The following is a 23986-nucleotide window of genomic DNA, read 5'->3' on the forward strand; positions in this document are numbered from 1 at the left end:
TACAACCCGTAAACTCCGCTTCCTCGCCTGTTTTTGCCTTGTCTTGCCTTCGCTCGCTACGTTTTCACACAGCCTTTTTAGTCGCATACTGCGCGGCTCGAATTTCAATCGTTTTACGGAAATCCCGCATGAAACGTACTCCTCATCTGCTCGCCATCCAGTCCCACGTGGTTTTCGGTCACGCCGGCAACAGCGCCGCGGTTTTCCCGATGCAGCGGGTCGGGGTGAACGTCTGGCCACTCAATACCGTTCAATTTTCCAACCACACTCAATACGGCCAGTGGGCCGGTGAGGTGCTGGCGCCGCAGCAGATTCCCGAGTTGGTAGAAGGGATCGCGGCGATTGGTGAGCTGGGCAACTGCGACGCCGTACTGTCCGGTTATCTGGGCAGTGCCGCACAAGGGCGGGCGATCCTCAGCGGCGTGGCACGAATCAAGGCGATCAACCCCAGCGCCTTGTACCTGTGCGATCCGGTGATGGGGCATGCGGAGAAAGGCTGCATCGTACCGGCTGAAGTCAGCGACTTCCTGCTGGAAGAAGCGGCGGCGGTGGCGGATTTCATGTGCCCGAATCAGCTGGAACTGGACAGTTTCTCCGGTCGCAAGCCGCAGTCATTGTTCGATTGCCTGGCGATGGCTCGCGCGCTGCTGGCGCGTGGCCCGAAGGCGGTGCTGGTCAAGCATCTGGACTATCCCGGCAAGTTGCCGGAGAGCTTCGAGATGTTGCTGGTGACGGCCGAAGGCAGTTGGCATCTGCGTCGTCCATTGCTGGCGTTTCCACGTCAGCCGGTGGGCGTGGGCGACCTGACGTCGGGCCTGTTCCTGGCGCGGGTGTTGTTGGGTGACAGCCTGGTCGCGGCCTTTGAGTTTGCGGCGTCCGCAGTGCATGAAGTGCTGCTGGAAACCCAGGCCAGCGCGAGCTACGAGCTGGAACTGGTGCGGGCCCAGGACCGTATTGCCCATCCTCGGGTGAAGTTCGAGGCGACGGCGATCAGTTTGTAACGGCGTCGCGGAGCAAAAGATCGCAGCCTGCGGTAGTTTCTACAGAGACTGCGATCTGTGCGGTGTCAGGCGTCAGCCTTGATTTCGCGATAACGCTGATCCAGTTCCTGACGAATCTGCCGACGCTGTTTGGCTTGGGCGTATCGGCGTTTATCTTCGCTGTTCTGCGGTTGCAACGGTGGGACAGCCGCCGGCTTACGCTGATCGTCGACCGCGACCATGGTGAAGAAGCAGCTATTGGTGTGACGCACCGAGCGCTCGCGGATGTTCTCGGTCACCACCTTGATGCCGACCTCCATCGAGGTATTGCCCGTGTAGTTGACCGAAGCCAGAAAGGTCACCAGCTCACCGACATGGATCGGTTCGCGAAAGATCACCTGATCCACCGACAGGGTTACCACGTAGCGTCCGGCATAACGGCTGGCGCAGGCGTAGGCGACTTCGTCGAGGTATTTGAGCAGGGTGCCGCCGTGGACATTGCCAGAGAAGTTGGCCATGTCGGGGGTCATCAATACCGTCATCGACAGCTGGGCGTTTCCGGGTTCCATAGCACACTACTCACGGTTCAAGGCTGGGATTGCGGGAGCACCTCTGTGGGTGCCTGGCTGGTTTTTCAAAACCACCGTTAACGGGACGCCACGCCAATGAAGGCCGTCACGCCCGAATCGATCTGTTTCTATATATTGCACCGCCTTTGCACCCGAAGTCGCGGTGTTACCCTTCAAAAGCCCACCTCAAGGGCCCTTTCATCCGATCTGGTAATCGCCCAACGACGTCAGCACACCCACGCGCCAAGGAGCCCTCGCCATGCATGCCATCAGTTTTATTCAGGATCTGGCAGTGATCATGCTGGTTGCGGGTGTGGTGACCATTGTTTTTCATCGGCTCAAACAGCCGGTCGTCCTGGGCTACATCGTGGCCGGTTTCATCATTGGCCCGCACACCCCGCCATTCGGGTTGATCCACGACGAACAAACCATAAAGACCCTTGCCGAACTCGGGGTGATTTTCCTGATGTTCTGCCTGGGCCTGGAGTTCAGCCTGCGCAAGCTGTTCAAGGTGGGTGCCACGGCGTTTATCGCGGCGTTCCTGGAAATCGTGCTGATGATCTGGGTCGGCTACGAAATCGGCCGCTGGTTTGACTGGGGCACCATGGACTCGCTGTTCCTCGGCGCGATCCTGGCGATTTCCTCGACCACCATCATCGTCAAGGCCCTCAACGACCTGAAGATGAAGAACCAGCGCTTTGCCCAGCTGATCTTTGGTGTGCTGATCGTCGAAGACATCCTCGGCATCGGCATTATTGCCTTGCTCTCGAGTATCGCCGTCAGCGGCACCGTGAGTTCCGGCGAGGTGTTTTCCACGGTCGGTAAACTCTCGTTGTTCATGATCGTCGCGCTGGTGATCGGCATCCTGCTGGTGCCGCGCTTGCTGGCATATGTGGCCAAGTTCGACAGCAACGAAATGCTGCTGATCACCGTGCTTGGCCTGTGTTTTGGCTTTTGCCTGCTGGTGGTCAAGCTTGAATACAGCATGGTGCTCGGGGCGTTTCTGATTGGCGCGATCATGGCCGAGTCTCGGCAACTGGTGAAAATTGAACGCCTGATCGAGCCGGTTCGCGACATGTTCAGCGCTATATTCTTTGTCGCCATTGGCCTGATGATCGATCCGCAGATTCTGCTTCAGTATGCCTGGCCGATTGCGGTGATCACCGTCGCGGTGGTGCTCGGCAAGATGCTCTCTTGCGGCCTTGGGGCGTTTATCGCCGGCAATGACGGACGCACCTCACTGCGCGTCGGCATGGGCCTGTCGCAGATTGGCGAATTCTCTTTCATCATCGCGGCGCTGGGCATGACCTTGCAGGTCACCAGCGATTTCCTTTATCCGGTGGCGGTCGCTGTTTCGGCCATCACCACCTTACTGACGCCGTACCTGATCCGTGCCGCCGATCCGCTTTCGTTGAAGCTGGCTGCAGTTATCCCGCAACGTTTGGGCCGCGTGTTGGGAATGTATGGGGAGTGGCTGCGCAGCATTCAACCGCAGGGCGAGGGTGCGCAGCTGGCGTCGATGATTCGGCGGATTTTGTTGCAGGTCGGGGTCAATCTGGCGCTGGTGATGGCAATCTTCTTCTCGGGCAGTTTTTTTGCCGAGCGGATTTCCAGCTATCTGCATGCCTGGATCAATGATCCGAGTTGGCAGAAGGCATTGATCTGGGGCGGGGCGTTGTTGCTGTCGCTGCCATTCCTGATTGCCGCCTATCGCAAGCTGAAGGCGCTCTCGATGTTGCTGGCGGAAATGGGCGTGAAGCCGGAGATGGCCGGCCGCCACACGCAGCGAGTGCGTCGGGTGATCGCCGAAGTGATCCCGATTCTCTCGCTGCTGGTGATTTTCCTGCTGCTGGCAGCCTTGTCGGCCAGTATCTTGCCGACCAACAAGTTGCTGGTGCTGATTGCCGTCGTGACCGCCGCGGTGGCGGCCCTGCTCTGGCGCTGGTTCATCCGCGTGCACACGCGGATGCAGGTCGCCCTGCTGGAAACCCTGGATAACCACAAGGATTCGTCCGGGCATTGACCCCGCGGAGCGTCAGGCAGATCAGCTTTCCAGCCAGACGTCCCGCGCCCAGTGCCACACCGATTCCCAGGTTTCTTCGGCCAACAGCTCTTCTTCGGCCAGCCACAGCACCACGGTGCCGTCCTCTTCGACCAGGTAGTAGTTGTCACCGTCCTGGCAGATCGGAATCATGCTGCGATCAACACCGGCATCCCAGGCGTTGGCGGCAACGTCCGGCAGGTAGGTGTGCGATTGCGGGTCGGTGACAGTCACCGGCTCCAGGCTGCCGTAAACGACGTCGCTGACGGTCAGCAGGAATTCTCTGAAGACGAACGGGATATCGATGAACAGTTGTTCTTCGATTTCCACCAGCAGGTCTTCGTCAGGCAGCTCCAAGGGGACCGGTACCGGTTCGTTGGCTTCACGCAGTTGTTCGATGATTTCTTCCACGTCCGGGATCCTCTTGCTTAATGGCGCGGTTTAGTTGGGGCGGTTTATACAGTAGCTTGCTATAGATGCAACCGCGAAATAGAAAACCCCAGCCGAGGCTGGGGTTTTTATTACAGCATGCGAAACGCGGGCGGTATTAGCCGTTCTGACGGATACCGGCCACCAGCCAAGGCTGGTTTTCGCCTTGCGGACGTTCCATGTTCCAGCTTTCGCTGAACACTTCGCCCTGGTCGAAACGCGAGTTTTTCGACACGCCCGTGAAGGTCAGGGTGGCGATGGTCTTGTCTGCGCGATCATCCACGCCGTCCAGCTGAACGTGGAGGTTGTCGATGTAGGTGGACTGGAAACCGTCGCCCAGATCGGCGCGTTCGCGCTTGAGGAACTCCAGCATTTGCGGGGTTACGAACTCGGCGATCTTGTCCATTTCGTTCGCGTCCCAGTGCTGTTGCAGGGACTGGAAGTGGTTGCGTGCGGCTTCAACGAAGCGTTCTTCGTTGAACCAGGCCGGAGCGTTGATCACCGGACGAGCGGCAGCAGGCGCCGCCGAACCGCCGAAGATCGAACCCATGGCCGGCTTCTGTTCGTACACTTCACGCTGCATTGGCGCGCCCGCCGGGGCCATATGCTCTTGTTGCTTGCGGCGACGAGCGGCGATGAAGCGGAAGATCACGAATGCGATGACCGCCATGATCAGGATGTCGAAGAACTGCATGCCCTGGAAGCCGCCGCCCATGAACATGGAGGCCAGCAGGCCGCCGGCAGCGATACCGGCCAGAGGACCGAGCCAGCGCGAAGCACCGCCAGCTTTGGCGGCAGCGCCTGCGGCACCCGCAGCACCGGCGGTCGCGGCAGCAGAACCCATGCCAGGCGAGGACGGCGCCATTTGGCTGGTCTGGTGGGTAGGCGCAGCGCCTACGCTTTTGCCGCCACCGAAGCGCTTGGCGTTGGCGTCGAGGCTCATCGTCAGGCCGATGCACAGCGCCAGGGCGATGCTAAGAAAACGTTTCATAAAGGGAATTCCCATTTGTGGATGGCACGCGCGCCATGTTGCACAGGTGAAGTGACACTGGCTAGCGGCAGAGTGTTTCGGGCTTTTGCCTGACAGGCTGCGTTCAGCTCCGTCAGTACAAGTAGGCGCATGTATCTTTGTCTGTAGGACAAGTGGATTGGTTAAGCAGGAACGTTGCTTAACGTCGCAATGCCAACATCACCACGCCTGCCGTGATCAGACCGATTCCACCCCATTGGCGCAGGTCGAGCCGCTCACCCAGCAACACTGCGCCCAACACGGCCACCAGTACCACACTGAGTTTGTCGACGGGTGCTACCAACGAGGCTGGCCCGAGTTTCAGCGCACGGAAGTAGCAAATCCACGAGGCACCGGTTGCCAGGCCAGACAGCAGCAGGAACAGGTAGCTCTTGGCGGATATCGATCCTAATGACTGATATTGGCCCGTTGCGTACAAAATCAAGGCCAGGCTGACCAATACCACGATCGTGCGCAGCAGCGTGGCGAAGTCGGAATTGACGTTTTCGATGCCGACCTTGGCGAAAATCGCGGTCAGCGCTGCGAATGCTGCGGACAACAGGGCCCAGAATGTCCAGGAAGAAAAAAAGCCCGAGCCCATGTGTATTACGCCTTCTATCAGATCAACCTGTGGGAACCTGCAGTTGGATGCAACGCAAGACCCTGTGGGAGCGAGCTTGCTCGCGATGGCGACACCGCGGAGTTCAGGAGTACCGCGTCATCGTTCATCGCGAGCAAGCTCGCTCCCACAGAAAAGCTCTTCGGGTAGCCGTTAGATGGCCTCAAGCTTGGCGTAGCCGAGCATCAGCCACTTGCTGCCTTCACTGAAGTTCACTTGCACCCGGGCCTGCGCGCCGGCGCCTTCGAAGTTGAGGATCACCCCTTCGCCGAAGACCGCGTGTTGCACTTGCTGACCGAGGCTGAACGCGGTCTCCGGGATTTCCGTGCCGGCGAACATGCTGCTCGAACTTTGCTTCTGGCCACCACCGAACGGACGGCTGACGCTGTTGGACAGCCGGACTTCCTGGATGAGGCCTTTAGGGACTTCGCGTACGAAGCGTGAAACCTTGTTGTAGGTCTCGCTGCCGTACAGGCGTCGGGTTTCGGCGTAGGTCATCACCAGGTTTTGCATGGCCCGGGTAATGCCGACGTAGGCCAGACGGCGTTCCTCTTCAAGGCGGCCGGGCTCTTCCAGGCTCATCTTGTGCGGGAACAGGCCTTCTTCCATGCCCACCAGGAACACGTAAGGGAACTCCAGGCCTTTGGCGCTGTGCAAGGTCATCAGCTGAATGCTGTCTTCGTGCTCGTCGGCCTGGGTGTCGCCGGCCTCCAGCGAAGCGTGGCCGAGGAACGCGGCCAGCGGCGTCAGGTCTTCGTCTTCTTCGGCGCTTTCAAAGTTGCGCGCCGCGCTGACCAGTTCCTCAAGGTTTTCTACCCGCGCCTGACCTTTCTCGCCTTTTTCCGCTTCGTGATAGGCAATCAGGCCGGACTGCTCGATGACCGTTTGAGTCATCAGGTGCAGTGGCATTTCGGCGGTTGTGGTCGCCAGGTGCTCGATCAACTCGATGAACGCACCCAGGGCGCCGGCTGCACGACCGGTGAGGCCTTTATTGGCCACCAGTTGACGCATGGCTTCCCACATCGACACATCGCTGTGACGAGCGTGATCACGGATCGCTTCGACGGTTTTTTCGCCAATGCCACGGGCCGGAACGTTGATCACCCGTTCCAGCGCCGCATCGTTGCCGCGACCTTCGAGCAAACGCAGGTAAGCCATGGCGTTCTTGATTTCAGCCCGCTCGAAGAAGCGCTGGCCGCCATAGATGCGGTACGGAATGCGTTCACGCAGTAAAGCTTCTTCCAAAACCCGTGATTGGGCGTTAGAGCGGTACAAAATTGCGATATCGCTGCGGGCCATGCCGGTTTTCAGCGCGCTTTCGATGGTTTCCACCACGTAGCGTGCTTCGTCATGTTCGTTGAACGCAGCGTACAGGTTGATCGCTTCGCCTTCGCCGCCGTCGGTCCACAGCTCTTTGCCCAGACGCCCGGTATTGTTGGCGATCAAGGCGTTGGCGGCCTTGAGGATCCCGGCGGTGGAGCGGTAGTTCTGTTCCAGTCGAATGACTTCCGCGTCCGGGAAGTCGGCCGAATACTGGTGAATGTTCTCGATTTTCGCGCCGCGCCAGCCGTAGATCGACTGATCGTCGTCACCAACCACCATCAGACTGTCGCCGCCCTTGGCCAGCAGACGCAACCAGGCGTACTGCACGGCGTTGGTGTCCTGGAATTCGTCCACCAGCACATGGCGGAAACGCTTCTGATAATGCGCCAGCAGGCCCGGATGATCGCGCCACAGGTCGAGGGCGCGCAGCAGCAGTTCGGAGAAGTCGATGACGCCCGCGCGCAAGCACGCGGCCTCATAGGCTTCATAGATGCTGCGCATGGTGGCCAGGAACAGATCGCCACTGGCTTGAATATGTTGCGGGCGCAGACCTTCGTCTTTTTGCCCGTTGATGAACCACTGGGCCTGACGGGCCGGCCAGCGTTGCTCGTCGAGTCCCAGTTCGCGGATCACCCGCTTGACCAGACGTTGCTGGTCATCGCTGTCGAGGATCTGGAACGTCTGGCTCAGGCCGGCTTCCTGCCAGTGCGCCCGCAGCAAGCGGTGCGCCAGGCCGTGGAAGGTGCCGACCCACATGCCGGCCGGGTTGATACCCATCAGCTGCTCGATGCGATGGCGCATCTCGGCGGCGGCCTTGTTGGTGAACGTCACCGACAGGATCGAGTGTGGCGAGGCGTTCTCGACCTGGATCAACCAGGCGATACGGTGCACCAGCACACGGGTTTTACCGGAACCAGCACCGGCCAGGACCAACTGACGACCCACGGAGGCAGCTACGGCCTGACGTTGGGCATCGTTGAGGGAGTTCAGCAGAAGGGAGAGATCATCGCGCATCAGGGCATTCTAGGGCGCCGCGCCACACCGGGCAAACCGAGCTTTGCATTAACCGATGAAAGAAGCGCAGGGGACGACCGGTCAGTCATCCGTTGCAGGCCTTGAAGGGCCGCGCTTCTGCGGTTTTGAGCGCTGGCAATGGGCCATTTGTTTTGTCGATTTTATGATCTGGAGCAGTTTGGTCCGGGCCATTGCTTGTGTATGCTCCGTCGACATTTCGGGCTCATCACGCTCACCCTTAATAAGAATAAGAACATTGCCTATGACCCTCAGTCCCAGCCTGTCGGGCCCTTCTGTGGAGCCTCGGGTTATCCGCAAACAATACGCCATGGAGATGGCGGTCGAGCGCACGCGTCTGCTGTATCAGGGCTCGTTGCTGCCCACGTTGTTCATGTTGATCAATGGTCTGGTCTGTGCCGGGTTGCTCTGGAGCCCGCAGCGCTACTTCCTGGTAAGCATTTGGCTGATCTGGTTACTGTCGCTGGTGGCGTTGCGGGTGATTCAGGTCGCAGCTTTCGACTCGGCGATGCCCAGTCGTCAGGCGCAGCCAGTCTGGCGTCGAATGTTTCTGCTGGGCTCGGCCATGACCGGCCTGACGCTGGCCGGTGCCGGTATTGCCCTGGTGCCCACCGACAGCTTCCTGCAACAAGCCTGGGTATTCGGCCTGATCGGCGCGGCGACCCTCTCGGCCAGTGTCGCCTATGCGGTGAGCCTGCCGGCCTTCCTGTCTTTTACCTTGCCGTGTCTGTTACCGGCGATCGGTTATTTGTTCTGGGGCGGCGATGAACAGCAGCAAGGCTGGGGTTGGCTCGGGCTGATTCTGCTGGGCTCTCTGAGTGTGGTCGCGTGGCAGGTCAACCGGCTGATCCAGCACGGCTTGATGCGGCGTTTCCAGAATCAGGCACTGATCGAGCATTTGCAGCAGGCGCAAAGTCGCAGTGAGCAGCTCAATCAGGAGCTGGCGCGGGAAATCGAACAGCGGCGCCACGCCGAAGAAGAGCTGCGTGAAGCCCAGGTCGGCCTCGAAAGCCGCGTCGCCCAGCGTAGCCGCGAACTGGACGCCGCCAACCAGGCCCTGAGCAAGAGCGAAGCGCGGCTGGCGCTGGCGTTGAAGGCCAGTGAACTGGGGCTCTGGGACTGGAACCTGCAAACCGATGAGGTGCATCACACCCAACTCAAAGAGTTGTTCGGCCTTGAGCCGGAATTCGTCACGGCGATGCTCAGTCACTTGAAGCCGCGCTTGCACCCGCAGGACTTGCCGCCGCTGCGGCGGGCGCTGGTCGAGCATTTGAAGGGCCGCACCGAGGATTATCAGATCGAATACCGCGTGCGCCACGGCGATGGCCACTGGGTCTGGATCGAAGATCGCGGCCGGGCAGTGGAGCGGGGGGCCAACGGGCGGGTGATCCGGATGGTCGGCACCCGGCGTGACATTAGCGTCAGCAAAGGGCTTGAAGAACAGCGGCAACTGGCGGCGACAGTGTTTGAAGCGGCCAGCGAAGGCATTGTGATTTTCGACCCGAATTACGCCTTGATCGCGGTCAATCAGGCGTTCAGTCGGGTCACCGGGTATCAGATTGAAGATTTGCTGGGGCGCAATGTGGTCGAGCTGCCGTGCAGTCGTGACGCGCGGCGGCACTACTCGGTGATCCATCAGGCATTGGAACAGCAGGGCAGTTGGCAGGGCGAGTTGGTGGAGGCGCGCAAAAACGGCGAGCTCTATCCGCAATGGTTGCAACTGAATGTGGTGCGCGATTCTCGGGGAAATGTGAGTCATATCGTTGGCTTTTTCGCCGATCTGTCAGCCCGGCGCGAATCCGAAGAGCGCATGCGCTACCTGACCCACTACGACGAACTGACCGGCCTGGCCAACCGCTCATTGTTCCGCGAGCGCCTGCATGAAGCCCATCAACGGGTGCGCCAGGGCGGCCGGAGTCTGGCGCTGCTGCACATCAACCTGGACCGTTTCAAATTGCTCAACGACAGCCTCGGCCATGAAGTCGCCGACCAGATGCTGCAGAAAATGGCTCGGCGTCTGGTCAATGCGCTTCCGGAGGCGGACACCATTGCGCGTTTGTCCGGCGACGAGTTCGCGGTGCTGTTCGACGCTTACGGCAACCTGTCGAGCCTGGCGCGGGTCGCCACCCGATTGTCGACCAAGCTGCGCTTGCCGCTGACCGTTGAAGGGCATGAGCTGGTGGTCAGTGCGTCGATGGGCATCAGCATGTTGCCGGACAACGCGCGGGAAATTTCCGCGCTGGTCAGCCAGTCAAACATGGCCATGCAACATGCCAAGCATCTGGGCGGGAACAATTTTCAGTTCTACACCGAGAGCCTGCAAGCCAGCACTCTTGAGCGCTTGCAGCTGGAGAACCAACTGCGCAAGGCCATCGAAGAAAAGCAGCTGAAGGTGTTCTACCAGCCGAAACTCTGCCTCGCGACTGGCCGCTTGAACGCCGCTGAAGCGCTGGTGCGCTGGGATCATCCGACATTGGGGCGGGTGCCGCCGGGGGATTTTATCGGGCTGGCAGAGGAGGTCGGGTTGATCGGCGCCATTGGCGAATTCGTGCTGCGCCAGGCCTGCTGGCAAGCGTGCGAGTGGCAGCGTCAGGGGCTGGAGCCGATTCGGGTTTCGGTCAATCTGTCGGTCCACCAGTTGCGTCAGGGCAAGCTGGTCAGCCTGGTGCGCCAGGTGCTTGAAGAAACTGGTCTGGCGCCGCACTACCTCGAACTGGAACTGACTGAAAGCCAATTGCTGGACAGTGTCGAGCACATCATCGCGACCTTCCAGCAATTGCGCGACCTCGGCGTGAAGCTGGCGATCGACGACTTTGGCACGGGGTATTCGTCGCTGAGCTACCTCAAGCGCATTCCTGTGGACTACGTGAAGATCGATCAGGCGTTTATCCGTGGGTTGGGCGAGGGCGGGGAAGATGCGGCGATCACCCGGGCAATCATTGCCATGGCGCATGGACTTTCGCTGAAAGTGGTGGCAGAAGGCGTTGAAACTGCGCAGCAGTTGGCATTTCTTAAGGCCGAATCGTGCGATGAGGTGCAGGGCTACCTGATCAGCCGGCCGTTGGAGGCGCTTGCAGTAGCTGAGCTGCTGCGTGCCGATAAGCCTTTTGTATAGCAACTGCCGAAGGCTGTGTCCGAGCGCGAAGCGGTCGCAGTGACTTCGAACGCAAGCTCAGGTTTTACGGCTGCTGCGCAACTGAACGCAGGCTTCTCTAGCTGCTACATGGGGTGTGCCCGGCCAAAACAGGGGTATCGTGTTACGGATTGAACAGGCAAAAAGCGGATTCTTGTAGTATAACTACAAAATTGCTACATCCCCGGCGTCAGCCAATAACAATGAGTCCTGCCCTTTGAACCTGTTGCAACATATCGCCCAGTCTCGCCACCTGTTACGCAAATCGGAGCTCAAGGTTGCCGATCACGTGCTGCTTGACCCTGCGGCTGTGATGCACAGTTCCATGGCCGATCTTGCCCACAGCGTCGGCATCAGCGAGCCGACCATCGTGCGCTTTTGCCGGGCCATCGGTTGTTCGGGTTTTCAGGACTTGAAGCTGAAACTGGCGCAAAGCCTGGCGGCAGGGGCGAGTTTCGGGCAGTTCGCGATTCACGAAGACGATTCCGTCGCCGACTACAGCCTGAAAATTTTCGACACTACCCTGCACACCCTGATGGAAGTTCGCGAGAAGCTCGATCCGTTGGAGTTGCAGAGGGCTGTGACCCTCATGTCCCAGGCTCAGCGCGTCGAGTTCTATGGCTTTGGTGCGTCCGGCGCCGTTGCAGCGGATGCCCAGCACAAGTTTTTCCGGTTGCTGCTGACCGCAGCAGCCTATTCCGACCCGCACATGCAGGCGATGTCGGCGGTCACGCTGAAACCGACGGACGTGGCGATCTGCATTTCTCAGTCGGGCCGCTCCAAGGACCTGTTGATCACCGCCAACCTGGTGCGTGAAAGCGGTGCTTCGCTGATCACGCTGTGCCCAAGCCAGACCCCGTTGGCCGAGCTGTCGACCGTCAATCTGGCGATCGATGTTCACGAAGACACCGAAATCTATACGCCGCTGACCTCGCGTATCGCGCACCTGGTGGTGATCGACGTGCTGGCCATGGGCGTGGCCATGGCGCGCGGGCCGAGCCTGGTCAACCACCTCAAGAGCGTCAAACGCAGCCTCCGCAGCCTGCGCCTGTCGCCCAAGTCGGTGAAAGCGCTGGACGATTGATCCGAGATTGCCGGAAGGTCGTTCCGACCTTATCGCGAGCAAGCTCGCTCCCACATTGATCGGCTGTGTTGCACAAATCGTGCGTACACCACAGAACCTGTGGGAGCGAGCTTGCTCGCGATGACGTCCTCGAAGTTGGCAACTTTCACATCCCTGTCATCCCCGCGCCGCCAAACCGTCATCCCCCGCGCCTATCTTGAAACTCCCGTACTCGCCTTGGGAGACTCGAAATGGCCCAGCACTACGAAGAACGCAACAGCGCAGTCAAAACCCGCCGTCAGCAAGAAGATCAGCGTCGCATGGCGTTTCGCCGCGCGATTGAAGATCGTTGCGAGCACCGCCAGCTTCTGGCCGAGATCGGTGAATACCCGGATCTGGAACTCAACTACTGGCAGGCAAAACCGGCAGTTTCGCGTCGAAACGCTCAACCAGCGCGCTGATCTGCACCCGTTCACTGCGGATAAACCCCAGGAACGCATGCGCTACCGGTGACAGGCGTTTGGCTTTGGCCTGCACCAGGCACCAGCTGCGGTACAACGGCAGCTCTTCGACCGGTAGCTCTTTGAGCCCGCCGGTCGCCAACTCCAGGTTCAGGGCGTGGCGCGTCAACAAGGCCAGGCCCAGACCCGCCACCACGCATTCGCGCTGGGCTTCGGCCGACGAGACTTCCTGGGTCTGGTTGAAGTGCACGCGCTTCTCTTTGAAATACTCCTCGCACGCCAGCCGCGTCCCTGAGCCGGGTTCGCGCAGCAGCAATGTGTAGGGCTCAAGATCCTGCAAGCGCAGGGGGCCCATGTGGCACAGCGGATGATCTGGTGGTGCCACGGCGACGATCGGGTTGTTGAGGAAGGGCAAAAACTCCAGGCCCATGTCCTGCGGCACCATGGACATGATCACCAGGTCGTCGCGGTTATCGGACAGGCGTCGGATGACCTGTCCGCGGTTGACCACCGTCAGTTGCAGGTTCACTTCCGGGTGCTGGCGCTTGAAGGCGGCAAACAAGTGCGGTACGAAGTACTTGGCGCTGGATTCCACTGCCAGTTTCAGCTGGCCTTGCAATGAGCCTTGCATATCCGAGAGCTGCATATCGAGGTTTTCCAGGCGCCCGAAAATATCCCGACTGGCGCGCTGTAACGCTTCAGCTGCTTCGGTCATGTAGAGCTTTTTGCCGACGTAATCGAACAAAGGCTGGCCAATCAGCTCTTCAAGCTGACGAATCTGTAGGCTAACGGCTGGTTGTGTGAGCGACATTTCGTCGGCTGCGCGGCTGTAGGAACGCAAATCGCAGACTTCATTGAAGATCTGAAGCTGGCGTAATGTCATACGCATCAAAGACTTACGCATTATCTAGAGACTCTGGTCGCAGGCGGGTCTCTCAACTATAAGCCTTTGCTTATGCCTGACCCAATAATTATTGATTTTTGTTAATCCCTTGAGCGGGCTAGTGTGACTGTGCGACTGGCTTGAAACATTTAGTCACGCGCCGACCCAGTCCAAGGTCGTGGGTAGCAACCGGCTCAAGGGAACCTCCAAGTGATAAAAAAGATCCTGATTGCCAACCGTGGTGAGATTGCCGTACGAATCGTACGTGCCTGCGCCGAGATGGGCATTCGTTCGGTCGCGATCTATTCCGACGCCGATCGCCATGCGTTGCATGTCAAACGCGCCGATGAAGCCCACAGCATTGGTGCCGAGCCACTGGCCGGCTACCTGAACCCGCGCAAGCTGGTGAACCTCGCGGTGGAAACCGGTTGCGACGCGTTGCACCCAGGTTATGGCTTTCTTTCGGAAAACGCCGAACTGGCCGATATCTGCGCCGAGCGCGGTATCAAATTCATTGGTCCATCGGCAGAAGTCATTCGTCGCATGGGCGACAAGACCGAAGCCCGCCGCAGCATGATCAAGGCTGGCGTGCCGGTCACGCCGGGCACTGAAGGCAACGTCGCCGACATCGCCGAAGCCCTGACCGAAGGCGATCGCATCGGTTATCCGGTGATGCTCAAGGCCACCTCCGGTGGTGGCGGTCGCGGGATTCGTCGCTGCAACAGCCGCGACGAACTCGAACAAGCTTTCCCGCGGGTGATTTCCGAAGCGACCAAGGCCTTTGGTTCGGCGGAAGTCTTCCTCGAAAAATGCATCGTCAATCCCAAGCACATCGAAGCGCAGATCCTCGGCGACAGCTTCGGCAACGTGGTGCACCTGTTCGAGCGTGATTGCTCGATCCAGCGTCGTAACCAGAAGCTGATCGAGATCGCCCCGAGCCCGCAATTGACGCCAGAGCAGCGCGCCTACATCGGCGACCTGTCGGTGCGTGCGGCCAAGGCGGTGGGTTACGAGAATGCCGGCACCGTGGAGTTCCTGCTCGCCGAGGGCGAGGTGTACTTCATGGAGATGAACACCCGGGTGCAGGTGGAACACACCATCACCGAAGAGATCACCGGCATCGACATTGTCCGTGAGCAGATCCGCATTGCCTCCGGCCTGCCTCTGTCGGTGAAGCAGGAAGACATCCAGCACCGCGGTTTCGCGCTGCAATTTCGGATCAACGCCGAAGACCCGAAAAACAACTTCCTGCCGAGCTTCGGCAAGATCACCCGTTACTACGCACCCGGCGGTCCCGGCGTACGTACCGACACGGCGATCTACACCGGTTACACCATTCCACCGTTCTACGATTCCATGTGCCTGAAACTGGTGGTCTGGGCGTTGACCTGGGAAGAGGCGATGGATCGTGGCTTGCGCGCCCTCGACGACATGCGTCTGCAAGGGGTCAAGACCACCGCCGCCTATTACCAGGAAATCCTGCGTAACCCGGAATTCCGTAGCGGTCAGTTCAACACCAGCTTCGTTGAAAGCCACCCTGAGTTGACCAACTACTCGATCAAGCGCAAACCCGAAGAGCTGGCCCTGGCCATCGCCGCCGCCATCGCCGCCCACGCAGGCCTGTGAGGAATAAAACAATGTCCAAGAAGATCTTTGTAACTGACACAATCCTGCGCGACGCCCACCAATCGCTGCTCGCGACCCGCATGCGCACCGACGACATGCTGCCGATCTGCGACAAGCTCGACAAAGTCGGCTACTGGTCGCTGGAAGTCTGGGGCGGCGCGACGTTCGACGCCTGCGTACGTTTCCTCAAAGAAGACCCGTGGGAGCGTCTGCGCAAATTGCGTGCGGCGTTGCCTAACACCCGTCTGCAAATGCTCCTGCGTGGCCAGAACCTGTTGGGCTATCGCCACTACAGCGACGATGTGGTCAAGGCGTTCGTTGCCAAGGCGGCGGTGAATGGCATCGACGTGTTCCGCATCTTCGACGCGATGAACGACGTGCGTAACCTGCGGGTGGCCATCGAAGCGGTGAAAGCCGCCGGCAAACACGCTCAGGGCACCATCGCCTACACCACCAGCCCGGTGCACACCATCGAGGCGTTCGTGGCACAAGCCAAGCAAATGGAAGCCATGGGTTGCGACTCCGTGGCGATCAAGGACATGGCCGGCCTGCTGACCCCGTATGCCACTGGCGAACTGGTTAAAGCACTGAAAAGCGAACAATCGCTGCCAGTGTTCATTCACTCTCACGATACCGCCGGCCTGGCCGCGATGTGCCAACTGAAGGCCATCGAAAATGGTGCCGACCATATCGACACCGCGATCTCCAGCTTCGCCTGGGGCACCAGTCACCCAGGCACCGAGTCGATGGTCGCCGCCCTCAAAGGCAGCGAGTTCGATACCGGCCTGAGCCTGGAACTGCTGCAGGAAATCGGTTTGTACTTCTATGCGGTACGCAAGAAGTACCACCAGTTTGAAAGCGAATTCACCGCCGTCGACACCCGCGTGCAAGTCAACCAGGTGCCGGGCGGGATGATTTCCAACCTGGCCAACCAGTTGAAAGAGCAGGGCGCGCTGAACCGCATGAGCGAAGTGCTGGCCGAAATTCCACGGGTTCGCGAAGACCTCGGCTTCCCGCCGCTGGTGACTCCTACTTCGCAGATCGTCGGTACTCAGGCGTTCTTCAACGTGTTGGCCGGTGAGCGCTACAAGACCATCACCAATGAAGTGAAGCTCTACCTGCAAGGCGGCTACGGCAAAGCGCCGGGTGTTGTGAACGAGAAGCTGCGTCGTCAGGCGATCGGTAGCGAAGAAGTCATTGACGTCCGTCCGGCGGATTTGATCAAGCCGGAAATGACCAAGCTGCGCGGCGAAATCGGCGCGTTGGCCAAGTCTGAAGAAGACGTGCTGACCTATGCGATGTTCCCGGACATCGGGCGCAAGTTCCTTGAAGAACGCGAAGCCGGCACCCTGACTCCGGAAGTGCTGTTGCCGATTCCGGAAGCCGGCGGTGTGTCCTCGGCGGGCGGCGAAGGTGTGCCGACCGAGTTCGTCATCGATGTGCACGGTGAAACCTACCGCGTCGACATCACCGGTGTGGGCGTCAAGTCCGAAGGCAAGCGTCACTTCTACCTGTCCATCGACGGCATGCCGGAAGAAGTGGTGTTCGAGCCACTCAACGAATTCGTCAGCGGTGGCAGCAGCAAGCGCAAGCAAGCCAGCGCACCGGGCCACGTCAGCACCACCATGCCAGGCAACATCGTCGATGTGCTGGTCAAGGAAGGCGACATCGTGAAAGCCGGCCAGGCGGTGCTGATCACCGAAGCGATGAAGATGGAAACCGAAGTGCAAGCAGCCATCGCCGGCAAAGTCACCGCCATCCATGTGGCCAAGGGCGACCGGGTCAACCCGGGCGAAATCCTGATCGAGATCGAAGGCTGATTTAACAGCCTCGACTGCAACGCTTTACCTCGGGGGGGCATGTGCCCCCCTTTTTTTTCGCCCCGGATTTGTGGACGTTAGAAGTTCATCCGCCACTGACCCATCACGCCGTTTTCGTGGCTGTTACTGCTGATCTCACCGTTGTAGGCAATGCTCAGAGCGTGCTGCTTCGAGACCTTTAGATCCAACCCCGCTTCCAGTGTCAGGCTGTTGCGATCCAGTGGAGTGCCTTCGATGTCGAATGCCTCACCACCGACCACAAAGGTCTGGCGTACCTGACCAGTGAGATTTCCGTAGGTGTGTTTCCAGCCAGCGCTTGTGTATGGAGTCAGGCGCATGCCGTTCTCAAGTTGGCTATGGTGCGACAGGCGCAATCCCAAGGTGCTGTTCATGTTGCGTTGGGTTTGTTTGTCGACTTTAAGCGCGGCGTCCCCACCTTTTTCCCGGTAGCTATCGCGTTGATAATGTTCATACCCCAGGCTTGCGAAAGGCTCGGCCTGCAGGGCACCACTGCTCAGGTTGTAACCGGCTTCGGCGAAAACCTGCTGGCTGCTGGCGTCATAGCTGCCTTTGAGTCGGTCGCTGTAACGATTGAAGGCAATATTGCGTTTGGTCGTACCGTCATGACTGCCGTAGGTGGCGCCGAACCGTAGCGCCAGCGGACCACTTTGGCGCAGCGCATAGGCACCGAGGTGCCAGCTGTCGAGATCGCCGTCCAGTAGCGCCCCGTCCAGGCGTGTTTGTGATTTGCCACCGAGCAGGCCTACGCGCCATTCATTGTCGAGCGACCAGTCGGCCCCCACCACAACGCCGTGAGTGCGTTGCCGCAGGGCGCTGTCGTCCAGTTTGTCATCGAGGGTTGCGGAGTTGCCCAGCGCCTGGACCCAGACCCTGCCGTTGGTACCGTGACCGGTTGCCGAGCGATCTTGCAGGCTAGCGTCGTCGCTCAGCTCGCGCATGGCCGAAAGCATGCTCGCACTGACCGGCCGGACACTGCTCAACGTGGCATTGGCGAGGTTGGCGTTGCTCCAGCCGGCCAGCTGTTCCAGCGCGATGGCGGCCGTTGTGATGTTGCTGGTGAGCAGGGCATTGATGGCGGTGTTCATCACCGGAGCAGGTGCTGGCTGATGTTCATCCGGTGGGCTTGGCAGAAGCGCTGGCACGATATCGGCGGTTGCTGGAGTGGGTGGGGTTTCACTGTGTGGCGCTGCGGTAACCGGGGCGCTCTGTTGCTCGGGTTCGAGGCTATTGGCGAGTGCCCGGCTGTTCTCGGTCGTGGCAAAGGTTTCCAGTGGCACGTCGTTGCGGGCATAGATCAGGCCCACGCGGGTGTCGGTGTAGGCCAAGGTTGGCGTCATATAGGCGAGGTTGCTGCTGACTTTGCCAAACTCACCTTCGACCTTGTTCGCTTCAAGCACTGTGTAGCGTTGTGTGAGTGGGTATTCGCCCTCCATCGCATTGACTGTCAGGCTCGCGTTTTCGAGTATTGCGGTACCGTCGACTGTGATGGTTTCGGCGCTGCCGTCAGCGTCGATCTCATAGGACAACTCGGCGCTGTTTAGCAGTTTCAGGTCACCGTTGATCTGCGCTGCGCCCTGCGAACGGTTGACCACGAAGCGGCCATGCACATCCAGACTACCGACGTTGCCTTTGCCGCTGAAGGTTGCGCCTTCGCCAACGACCACATGGCCTTTGATGTCCCCCATGTTGCCCAGATGGCCACCGTGCAGGACGCTTGCGCTACCACCGATCCAGCCGTTGTTGATGAGCGTGCCTCGTGTTTCTGCACCGCCTGCAATACCTCCATTGTTGGTTAGTGTGGAGCCTTTATCGACCAGCGTACTTTCCTTGAAATCCTTGGAACCGGTCAGTATCCAATCGCCCTGTTTGGCATGCAGTACGGCAAAGTTGCGGCTCTCATCCAATGTGCCGCCGTTCTTGGCGTCGAGCTGCAATACGTTTTGACCACCACCTCCGTCAACCACCCCGTTGAAGCTACCGCGGTTGAGTACGATCACCAGATCATTGGCGTCGTCCAGCTGCAGGGCGATACCGTCGGGACCTTTTTTGTAGGCCTTGGTGATCTTGGTCGGGGTGGTATCGGTCGCCTTGATGTATGCCTGAAGCCGTGCGAACGGGTCGACTGGTGTCTCGATCTGATGGGGCTCGGCATTGGTGGAAAGCTGCTGGGCTGTCGCAACGTCGACGCCGCTCAATGCGAGAGCGATTGCCAGAGCGAGATGGTGTGGACGATGAGTGTTCAAAATGGGCATTGAATGCGACCTCTTCCTTGGGGAGGTCGAACTTTAAAAGGGCGGGCACATGCTCTGATGCCGGGTATTTCTGGCCCTTGTGCGAGGTGTTGGAGCTTCGGTTGTAGCAAAGGGTACATCCAGCAGGCCACATGATCATTGGCCTCCATGCACTGACGTTTTTCCTTACGCTCTTCTCGGATGTGTCGATTTGCGAAGGCTTGGAAAGTCGTCTGCCATCGTTCAATTTGCCCATGCTTCTAGCATGTAGAGATTTTTTGCAGATTGATGCATGGCTTCAATCGCGTGAGGGTGCAATTTAATGCAGTAGCTTGCTTGGGATTATCGTTTGTTTGCATTTAAATGCAGATTTTGGTCGTGTGCGAACTGAATATATGCACTATATTGCATTCACGTCGTGTTTTAAGTCTTCATAAGCGCATTAAATTGCAGGAGCAAGCAATGCTGACGCTAACACTACAAATTCATACGGCCGGGGAATGGCAGGATGCCATGGTCCTGAGTTTTGATGACCCGGAGCAAGGCTTCGCCAGTCGGTGCAGCTTTGGCTATGTGCAGGGTTATCTGATCGACAACGTCTTTTACATACCAAGTCCTTTCGCTGGGGCTGTGAGCGCCAATGTTCCAATTGCCTGGGAGGGCCTGCGAACCCCGGCGGCTCCAGCGTTCTTGCACGACATTGCACCTGCGGGGGCAGCCAAACGATTCCTCATGACGCACATTGGCCGCGACAAGCCAGAGGGCATTAGCGCCGACCTGTTTTTACTGGCTCGCAGTACACCGGCCCCCGTTGGCAATATGCGGATCAAGGAGTCGCTTGAAACACTGAGCAGCCGCCCGGCAGTGGGCTTTCAGCGTGACGATGTGATCTCGCGCGACAATCGCTTTCTGGAATACGCCTACGAACAAGGCGCAGCCATTGGTGGTGCGACGGGGGCTGGCGGTGAAGCGCCCAAGCTGTTGCTGACAGAAAACCGTGAAGGCCTGCTGTATCCGGATGCAGTGCTGGATGACACCGAGGTGGCGCAGCACTGGTTTGTGAAGTTCGCCCGCAACCAGGGCACACAAACCGATAAAGACATCCTCAGAAGCGAATTCCATTACTACAAGGCGCTGCAAACACTAGGCATCGACACCGTGGCGACAGCAGGGCTGGCTTTGGAAGAGGCGACAAAACCCAGTTTGTGGATGCAGCGTTTTGACCGTCGTATAAGCGAGCAGGGCGTCGAGCGACTGGCGGTTGAGTCGATTTACTCGCTGGCCGGAGTGACTACCCCGGGAAGCCCCATGGATCACTTGGAGGTGATCCGGCTCCTCGCCGACCTTTGGCGGTCGACCGGACAAGCGGCGCATATTGAGGATCTGGTCGTGGACTACCTGCGTCGTGACCTGCTCAACAAAATACTTGGCAACTCCGATAACCATGGACGTAACACCGCGATCATCCGCCATGCCAATTCGTTTGAACTGGCGCCGATCTACGACCTGGCACCGATGGTCATGGACGATGAAGGCATCACCCGGACCACAAAATGGCCACGGGATCTGGAGGTGGCGGGGGATGTCGATTGGCGTGGCGTCTGCAATGCGTTGACGGGGATTGTCGATTCGCAGGTGGTCTTCGAGCGGTTGCGCGAGCAAGCCAATCGCTTGCGGGCGCTGCCGGACATACTGACCGAAAGCGGTCTGCCTGAGGTGACGATGAATCACCCTCGCATTGCTCTGCGACATCTTGAGCAGCGTTTAAGGGAGTGGGGGCTGCAATGAGCATGACAGTGGCAGAGCGAACACTGCTGATCGAACGTATTCAGCAAGAGTTAGCCAATGACACATTGGCTATCGGCGAAGCGGTGCGCCAATTGCGAGTTGAGGTGACCGGTTTACACCAAAGCCAGTTCGCAAAGATGTGCAAAATCTCCGTGCGTACGCTGGTGCACATCGAGCACGGAGAAGGGAACCAGACGCTCAAATCACTTAATGCCGTATTCCGCCCATTCGGGATGCAAATGGGCGTGGTGAAGATTCGGCGTACGATCAGCTGAACCCCTAGCTCCGCTGCTTGTACGCCTTCCCGTAATGCCGCTCCATCCGTGCCTGAATCAACTCCAGACCAATCGACAACAGCCAGTAAATGATCGCTGCCGTGCTCAGCATTTCGATGTAGCGATAACTGGAGCGGCCATACGACTGCGCCAGGAACATCACTTCCCAGACGCCCATCACCGAGATCAGTGATGAGTCTTTGAGCATCGAGATGAATTGGTTGGTGGTGGGCGGGATGATGGTGCGCATGGCCTGTGGCAGGGTGACTCGCCAGAAGATCACCGACTCGCGCATCCCCAGCGCGAGGGAAGCTTCGCGCTGACCATGAGGTACACCGACGATGCCGGCGCGGAAAATTTCGCTCAGGTACGCACCGTAATTCAGCGATAACGCAATGATCCCGGCGGCAATGGCGCCGGGGACAATGCCCAGCTGTGGCAGGCCGAGGTAGATCAGCAGGATCTGAATCAGCAGCGGTGTACCACGAAAAAACGACGCGTAGAAACTTGCGATGCCGAACGCCACGGCACTCTTCGACAATCGCGCCAGGGCGGTGATGAAGCCCAGCAGCGACGAGGCGACAATCGAGCACAGGCACAAAAACAGTGTCAGCGCTGCGCCTTGCAAGAAGCCGTTGGGCGCCAGATGCAGGCCGATCAGGTTCGGCAGCTTGTCGAGGATGATCGAGAACTTCAGGTCGAAGCTCAGGAAGAAACTCGCGAACAAACCCAGCATCGTCGCCCAGGTGAGGTACAGGCGCGTACGAAAGCCAAAGACACGTTTGAGCAATGACTCAGCCACCGGTTGCGGCGGCTGAGGAGGTTTGGGGAAAGAAGTCATTTGCTGATATCGGCGCCGATCCATTTTTGCGAGAGCTTGCTCAAGGTGCCGTCCTGTTTCAGTTGGGCGAAGACTTCGCGCACTTTGCCATCCCACTGGGCATCACCCTTTTCGATGGCCACGGAGTTGGGTTCCGAGTACAGCGGTTCGCCGGCAAGCTTGAAGCGCTGGTCCTGGGTCAGGCGCGGTTGTGCGGTTACAAGGTTGGTGAGGACTGCATCCAGTCGCACGCCAGCGCCCAGGCTCAGGTCCTGGAAGGCGACGTTGTCGGTGTCATACGGGGCGATCTGCACGTCTTCGAACGGGTACTGCAATCGGGTGTCTTCAGCGCCTTCGATCACCAGGTTCTTGTTCAGGTAGCTTTCGTAGCTGGACGCGCTGGTGAGGCCGACTTTTTTACCGCTCAAGTCTTTGGCGTCATGGATGCGATCGTCTTTGGCATTGACCACGATCACTGCTGGCGAAGCGTAGTACTCCACCGGGAAATCGAAGACTTCGGCGCGGGCCTTGCTCGGGGTCATGGAGCAGATACAGATGTCATAACGACCGCTCCAGCGACCAGCAGCGATCACGTCCCAGGACGGCGTTTCGAGACGCAGTTTGACGCCAAGTTTGTCCGCCACGGCCTTGGCCACGTCGACGTCGAAACCGTCGAGCTGGTTTTGATCGTTGAGGAATGAGAACGGTGGATAGCTTTCCATCAGCACGCCCACCAACTCTTTCTTTTGCTCGATGCGATCCAGTGTGGCGCCGGCAAAGGCTTGGGAAGAGGCAGCGAGAATTGTCAGGCCCAGGGCCAGTAGCGGTTGAAATTTCACGGGCAGTACCTGACTAAAAAAGGAGTTGTTATTAACCGAATGGTGCGTATTTAATAGTTATAAGAACAACTCTGGTAGTGAGTTATTTTCATAAGCATATGAGTAAAAAGCATATGAGCGCAGGAAGCACGGTAATTCTGGATGGCGGTATGGGTCGCGAACTGCAACGCCGAGGCGCGCCGTTCAGGCAGCCCGAGTGGTCCGCGCTGGCGTTGAGCGAAGCACCGCAAGCGGTTGAGGCCGTCCATACGGCTTATATCGAAAGCGGTGCAAACGTGATCACCAGCAACAGCTACGCGGTGGTGCCGTTTCATATTGGTGAAGAACGTTTTGCGGCTGAAGGCCAGGCGCTTGCCGCATTGGCAGGTGAGCTTGCACGGCGTGCAGCCGACGCGGCTAAGCAGTCCGTGCGGGTGGCGGGTTCATTGCCGCCGCTGTTCGGTTCCTATCGTCCGGACCTTTTTGATGCTGCCCGGGTGAGTGAATTGCTGACGCCATTGGTCACGGGGCTGGCGCCTCATGTCGACCTGTGGCTGGCCGAAACCCAGAGTTCGATTGTCGAGGCGCGGGCTATTCATGCCGGTTTGCCAAAGGACGGTAAGCCGTTCTGGCTGTCGTTTACCTTGAAGGATGAAGACACGGACGAAGTGCCACGTTTGCGTTCGGGCGAACCTGTGACCGAAGCCGCTGCGGTGGCCGCGGAGCTGGGTGTCGAGACGTTGCTGTTCAACTGCAGCCAGCCGGAAGTAATCGGTGCGGCGATTGATGCTGCACGGGAAACTTTCGAGCGTTTGGGTGTGAAGATTCACATCGGCGCTTATGCCAACGCTTTCCCGCCGCAACCTAAAGAGGCCACGGCCAATGATGGCCTGGACCCGTTACGCGAGGACCTTGATCCGCCAGGTTACCTGCATTGGGCGGCCGATTGGCAGAAGCGCGGCGCCAGCCATCTCGGTGGTTGCTGCGGGATTGGCCCGGAGCATATAGCGGTGTTGGCGCAGCATTTAGCCGCCTAAAGATCATT

General features: G+C 59.0%; 19 protein-coding genes. 10 read left to right on the top strand and 9 right to left on the bottom strand.

The features are described 5' to 3' along the window. The first annotated feature begins 128 nt into the window (after nucleotides 1-128). Nucleotides 129-1001: a pyridoxal kinase PdxY gene (gene pdxY, locus AC1DIG_RS10490; protein WP_477767249.1), complete on the top strand. Its 873-nt coding sequence runs from the start codon at nucleotides 129-131 to the stop codon at nucleotides 999-1001. 65 nt (nucleotides 1002-1066) lie between these two features. On the opposite strand, the gene AC1DIG_RS10495 is transcribed toward pdxY, so the two are convergent. Next, on the bottom strand, nucleotides 1067-1549 hold the full coding sequence (locus tag AC1DIG_RS10495; RefSeq protein ID WP_019694342.1) for an acyl-CoA thioesterase: 483 nt from the start codon (nucleotides 1547-1549) through the stop codon (nucleotides 1067-1069). Nucleotides 1550-1808: 259 nt separating this feature from the next. Here AC1DIG_RS10495 and AC1DIG_RS10500 point away from each other — a divergent pair, with 259 nt between their 5' ends. After that, complete coding sequence (locus tag AC1DIG_RS10500; protein ID WP_477767250.1) at nucleotides 1809-3572, top strand: cation:proton antiporter; 1764 nt, start codon at nucleotides 1809-1811, stop codon at nucleotides 3570-3572. Between the two features lie 21 nt (nucleotides 3573-3593). Here AC1DIG_RS10500 and AC1DIG_RS10505 read toward each other — a convergent pair whose 3' ends face one another. From AC1DIG_RS10505 to uvrD, 4 genes are all read right to left on the bottom strand, one after another. Continuing rightward, entirely contained in the window at nucleotides 3594-4001 is a 408-nt protein-coding gene (locus tag AC1DIG_RS10505) for an SMI1/KNR4 family protein (protein WP_019694340.1), read from the bottom strand. 136 nt (nucleotides 4002-4137) lie between these two features. Further along, complete coding sequence (locus tag AC1DIG_RS10510; RefSeq protein ID WP_477767251.1) at nucleotides 4138-5010, bottom strand: Tim44 domain-containing protein; 873 nt, start codon at nucleotides 5008-5010, stop codon at nucleotides 4138-4140. Nucleotides 5011-5188: 178 nt separating this feature from the next. After that, nucleotides 5189-5629, bottom strand: coding sequence for an EamA family transporter (locus tag AC1DIG_RS10515; protein ID WP_019694338.1), 441 nt, complete (start codon nucleotides 5627-5629; stop codon nucleotides 5189-5191). 171 nt (nucleotides 5630-5800) lie between these two features. Next, complete coding sequence (uvrD, locus tag AC1DIG_RS10520) at nucleotides 5801-7984, bottom strand: DNA helicase II (protein ID WP_145018315.1); 2184 nt, start codon at nucleotides 7982-7984, stop codon at nucleotides 5801-5803. Nucleotides 7985-8246: 262 nt separating this feature from the next. Here uvrD and AC1DIG_RS10525 point away from each other — a divergent pair, with 262 nt between their 5' ends. The 3 genes from AC1DIG_RS10525 (at nucleotide 8247) to AC1DIG_RS10535 (ending at nucleotide 12659) form a co-directional block, all read left to right on the top strand. Next, the gene (locus AC1DIG_RS10525) at nucleotides 8247-11117 is read left to right on the top strand and encodes a putative bifunctional diguanylate cyclase/phosphodiesterase (protein ID WP_477767252.1); all 2871 of its coding nucleotides are present in this window, start codon (nucleotides 8247-8249) and stop codon (nucleotides 11115-11117) included. A 235-nt stretch (nucleotides 11118-11352) separates the two neighbouring features. Continuing rightward, nucleotides 11353-12219 carry a transcriptional regulator HexR gene (hexR, locus tag AC1DIG_RS10530; RefSeq protein WP_007954250.1) on the top strand — a complete coding sequence of 289 codons (867 nt, stop codon included), beginning with the start codon at nucleotides 11353-11355 and terminating at the stop codon, nucleotides 12217-12219. 230 nt (nucleotides 12220-12449) lie between these two features. Beyond that, nucleotides 12450-12659, top strand: coding sequence for a PA3496 family putative envelope integrity protein (locus tag AC1DIG_RS10535; RefSeq protein WP_477767253.1), 210 nt, complete (start codon nucleotides 12450-12452; stop codon nucleotides 12657-12659). Here the strand turns inward: AC1DIG_RS10535 and AC1DIG_RS10540 are convergent. Then, the gene (locus AC1DIG_RS10540) at nucleotides 12601-13563 is read right to left on the bottom strand and encodes a LysR family transcriptional regulator (protein WP_262111324.1); all 963 of its coding nucleotides are present in this window, start codon (nucleotides 13561-13563) and stop codon (nucleotides 12601-12603) included. The two genes, AC1DIG_RS10535 and AC1DIG_RS10540, sit on opposite strands and share 59 nt — an antisense overlap. A 189-nt stretch (nucleotides 13564-13752) precedes the next feature. Between AC1DIG_RS10540 and AC1DIG_RS10545 the strand changes: the two genes are divergently transcribed. Together AC1DIG_RS10545 and oadA are read left to right on the top strand one after the other, a co-directional pair. Then, nucleotides 13753-15168: an acetyl-CoA carboxylase biotin carboxylase subunit gene (locus AC1DIG_RS10545; RefSeq protein WP_054594785.1), complete on the top strand. Its 1416-nt coding sequence runs from the start codon at nucleotides 13753-13755 to the stop codon at nucleotides 15166-15168. Between the two features lie 11 nt (nucleotides 15169-15179). Further along, nucleotides 15180-16988, top strand: a complete 1809-nt coding sequence (oadA, locus tag AC1DIG_RS10550; protein ID WP_477767254.1) for a sodium-extruding oxaloacetate decarboxylase subunit alpha — start codon at nucleotides 15180-15182, stop codon at nucleotides 16986-16988. A 77-nt stretch (nucleotides 16989-17065) separates the two neighbouring features. Here the strand turns inward: oadA and AC1DIG_RS10555 are convergent, their stop codons facing one another. Beyond that, the gene (locus tag AC1DIG_RS10555) at nucleotides 17066-19261 is read right to left on the bottom strand and encodes an autotransporter outer membrane beta-barrel domain-containing protein (protein ID WP_477767255.1); all 2196 of its coding nucleotides are present in this window, start codon (nucleotides 19259-19261) and stop codon (nucleotides 17066-17068) included. 441 nt (nucleotides 19262-19702) lie between these two features. On the opposite strand from AC1DIG_RS10555, the gene AC1DIG_RS10560 reads away from it, so the two are divergent. Next, on the top strand, nucleotides 19703-21028 hold the full coding sequence (locus tag AC1DIG_RS10560; protein WP_477767301.1) for a type II toxin-antitoxin system HipA family toxin: 1326 nt from the start codon (nucleotides 19703-19705) through the stop codon (nucleotides 21026-21028). Continuing rightward, a complete protein-coding gene (locus AC1DIG_RS10565) occupies nucleotides 21025-21303 on the top strand; it encodes a helix-turn-helix domain-containing protein (RefSeq protein ID WP_477767256.1) in 279 nt (92 codons plus the stop codon). The genes AC1DIG_RS10560 and AC1DIG_RS10565 overlap by 4 nt, the downstream gene beginning before the upstream one ends. A gap of 4 nt (nucleotides 21304-21307) precedes the next feature. On the opposite strand, the gene AC1DIG_RS10570 is transcribed toward AC1DIG_RS10565, so the two are convergent. Next, nucleotides 21308-22144 (bottom strand): amino acid ABC transporter permease, encoded by an 837-nt coding sequence (locus AC1DIG_RS10570; protein WP_477767257.1) that lies wholly within the window; start codon nucleotides 22142-22144, stop codon nucleotides 21308-21310. Continuing rightward, nucleotides 22141-22962: an ABC transporter substrate-binding protein gene (locus tag AC1DIG_RS10575; RefSeq protein ID WP_477767258.1), complete on the bottom strand. Its 822-nt coding sequence runs from the start codon at nucleotides 22960-22962 to the stop codon at nucleotides 22141-22143. The genes AC1DIG_RS10570 and AC1DIG_RS10575 overlap by 4 nt, the downstream gene beginning before the upstream one ends. Nucleotides 22963-23075: 113 nt before the next feature. On the opposite strand from AC1DIG_RS10575, the gene AC1DIG_RS10580 reads away from it, so the two are divergent. Continuing rightward, entirely contained in the window at nucleotides 23076-23978 is a 903-nt protein-coding gene (locus AC1DIG_RS10580) for a homocysteine S-methyltransferase family protein (protein ID WP_477767259.1), read from the top strand. Nucleotides 23979-23986: the final 8 nt, after the last annotated feature.

This window comes from Pseudomonas sp. 05N431 (assembly GCF_056397005.1).

Excerpts from the sequence above, each read along its gene's own strand:
- pdxY (WP_477767249.1), top strand. The coding sequence starts at position 129 with ATGAAACGTACTCCTCATCTGCTCGCCATCCAGTCCCACGTGGTTTTC.
- AC1DIG_RS10565 (WP_477767256.1), top strand. The coding sequence starts at position 21,025 with ATGAGCATGACAGTGGCAGAGCGAACACTGCTGATCGAACGTATTCAG.
- uvrD (WP_145018315.1), bottom strand. The coding sequence starts at position 7,984 with ATGCGCGATGATCTCTCCCTTCTGCTGAACTCCCTCAACGATGCCCAA.
- AC1DIG_RS10540 (WP_262111324.1), bottom strand. The coding sequence starts at position 13,563 with ATGCGTAAGTCTTTGATGCGTATGACATTACGCCAGCTTCAGATCTTC.
- AC1DIG_RS10515 (WP_019694338.1), bottom strand. The coding sequence starts at position 5,629 with ATGGGCTCGGGCTTTTTTTCTTCCTGGACATTCTGGGCCCTGTTGTCC.
- AC1DIG_RS10525 (WP_477767252.1), top strand. The coding sequence starts at position 8,247 with ATGACCCTCAGTCCCAGCCTGTCGGGCCCTTCTGTGGAGCCTCGGGTT.
- AC1DIG_RS10510 (WP_477767251.1), bottom strand. The coding sequence starts at position 5,010 with ATGAAACGTTTTCTTAGCATCGCCCTGGCGCTGTGCATCGGCCTGACG.
- oadA (WP_477767254.1), top strand. The coding sequence starts at position 15,180 with ATGTCCAAGAAGATCTTTGTAACTGACACAATCCTGCGCGACGCCCAC.
- AC1DIG_RS10500 (WP_477767250.1), top strand. The coding sequence starts at position 1,809 with ATGCATGCCATCAGTTTTATTCAGGATCTGGCAGTGATCATGCTGGTT.
- AC1DIG_RS10570 (WP_477767257.1), bottom strand. The coding sequence starts at position 22,144 with ATGACTTCTTTCCCCAAACCTCCTCAGCCGCCGCAACCGGTGGCTGAG.
- AC1DIG_RS10560 (WP_477767301.1), top strand. The coding sequence starts at position 19,703 with ATGCTGACGCTAACACTACAAATTCATACGGCCGGGGAATGGCAGGAT.
- AC1DIG_RS10535 (WP_477767253.1), top strand. The coding sequence starts at position 12,450 with ATGGCCCAGCACTACGAAGAACGCAACAGCGCAGTCAAAACCCGCCGT.
- AC1DIG_RS10580 (WP_477767259.1), top strand. The coding sequence starts at position 23,076 with ATGAGCGCAGGAAGCACGGTAATTCTGGATGGCGGTATGGGTCGCGAA.
- AC1DIG_RS10495 (WP_019694342.1), bottom strand. The coding sequence starts at position 1,549 with ATGGAACCCGGAAACGCCCAGCTGTCGATGACGGTATTGATGACCCCC.
- AC1DIG_RS10555 (WP_477767255.1), bottom strand. The coding sequence starts at position 19,261 with ATGCCCATTTTGAACACTCATCGTCCACACCATCTCGCTCTGGCAATC.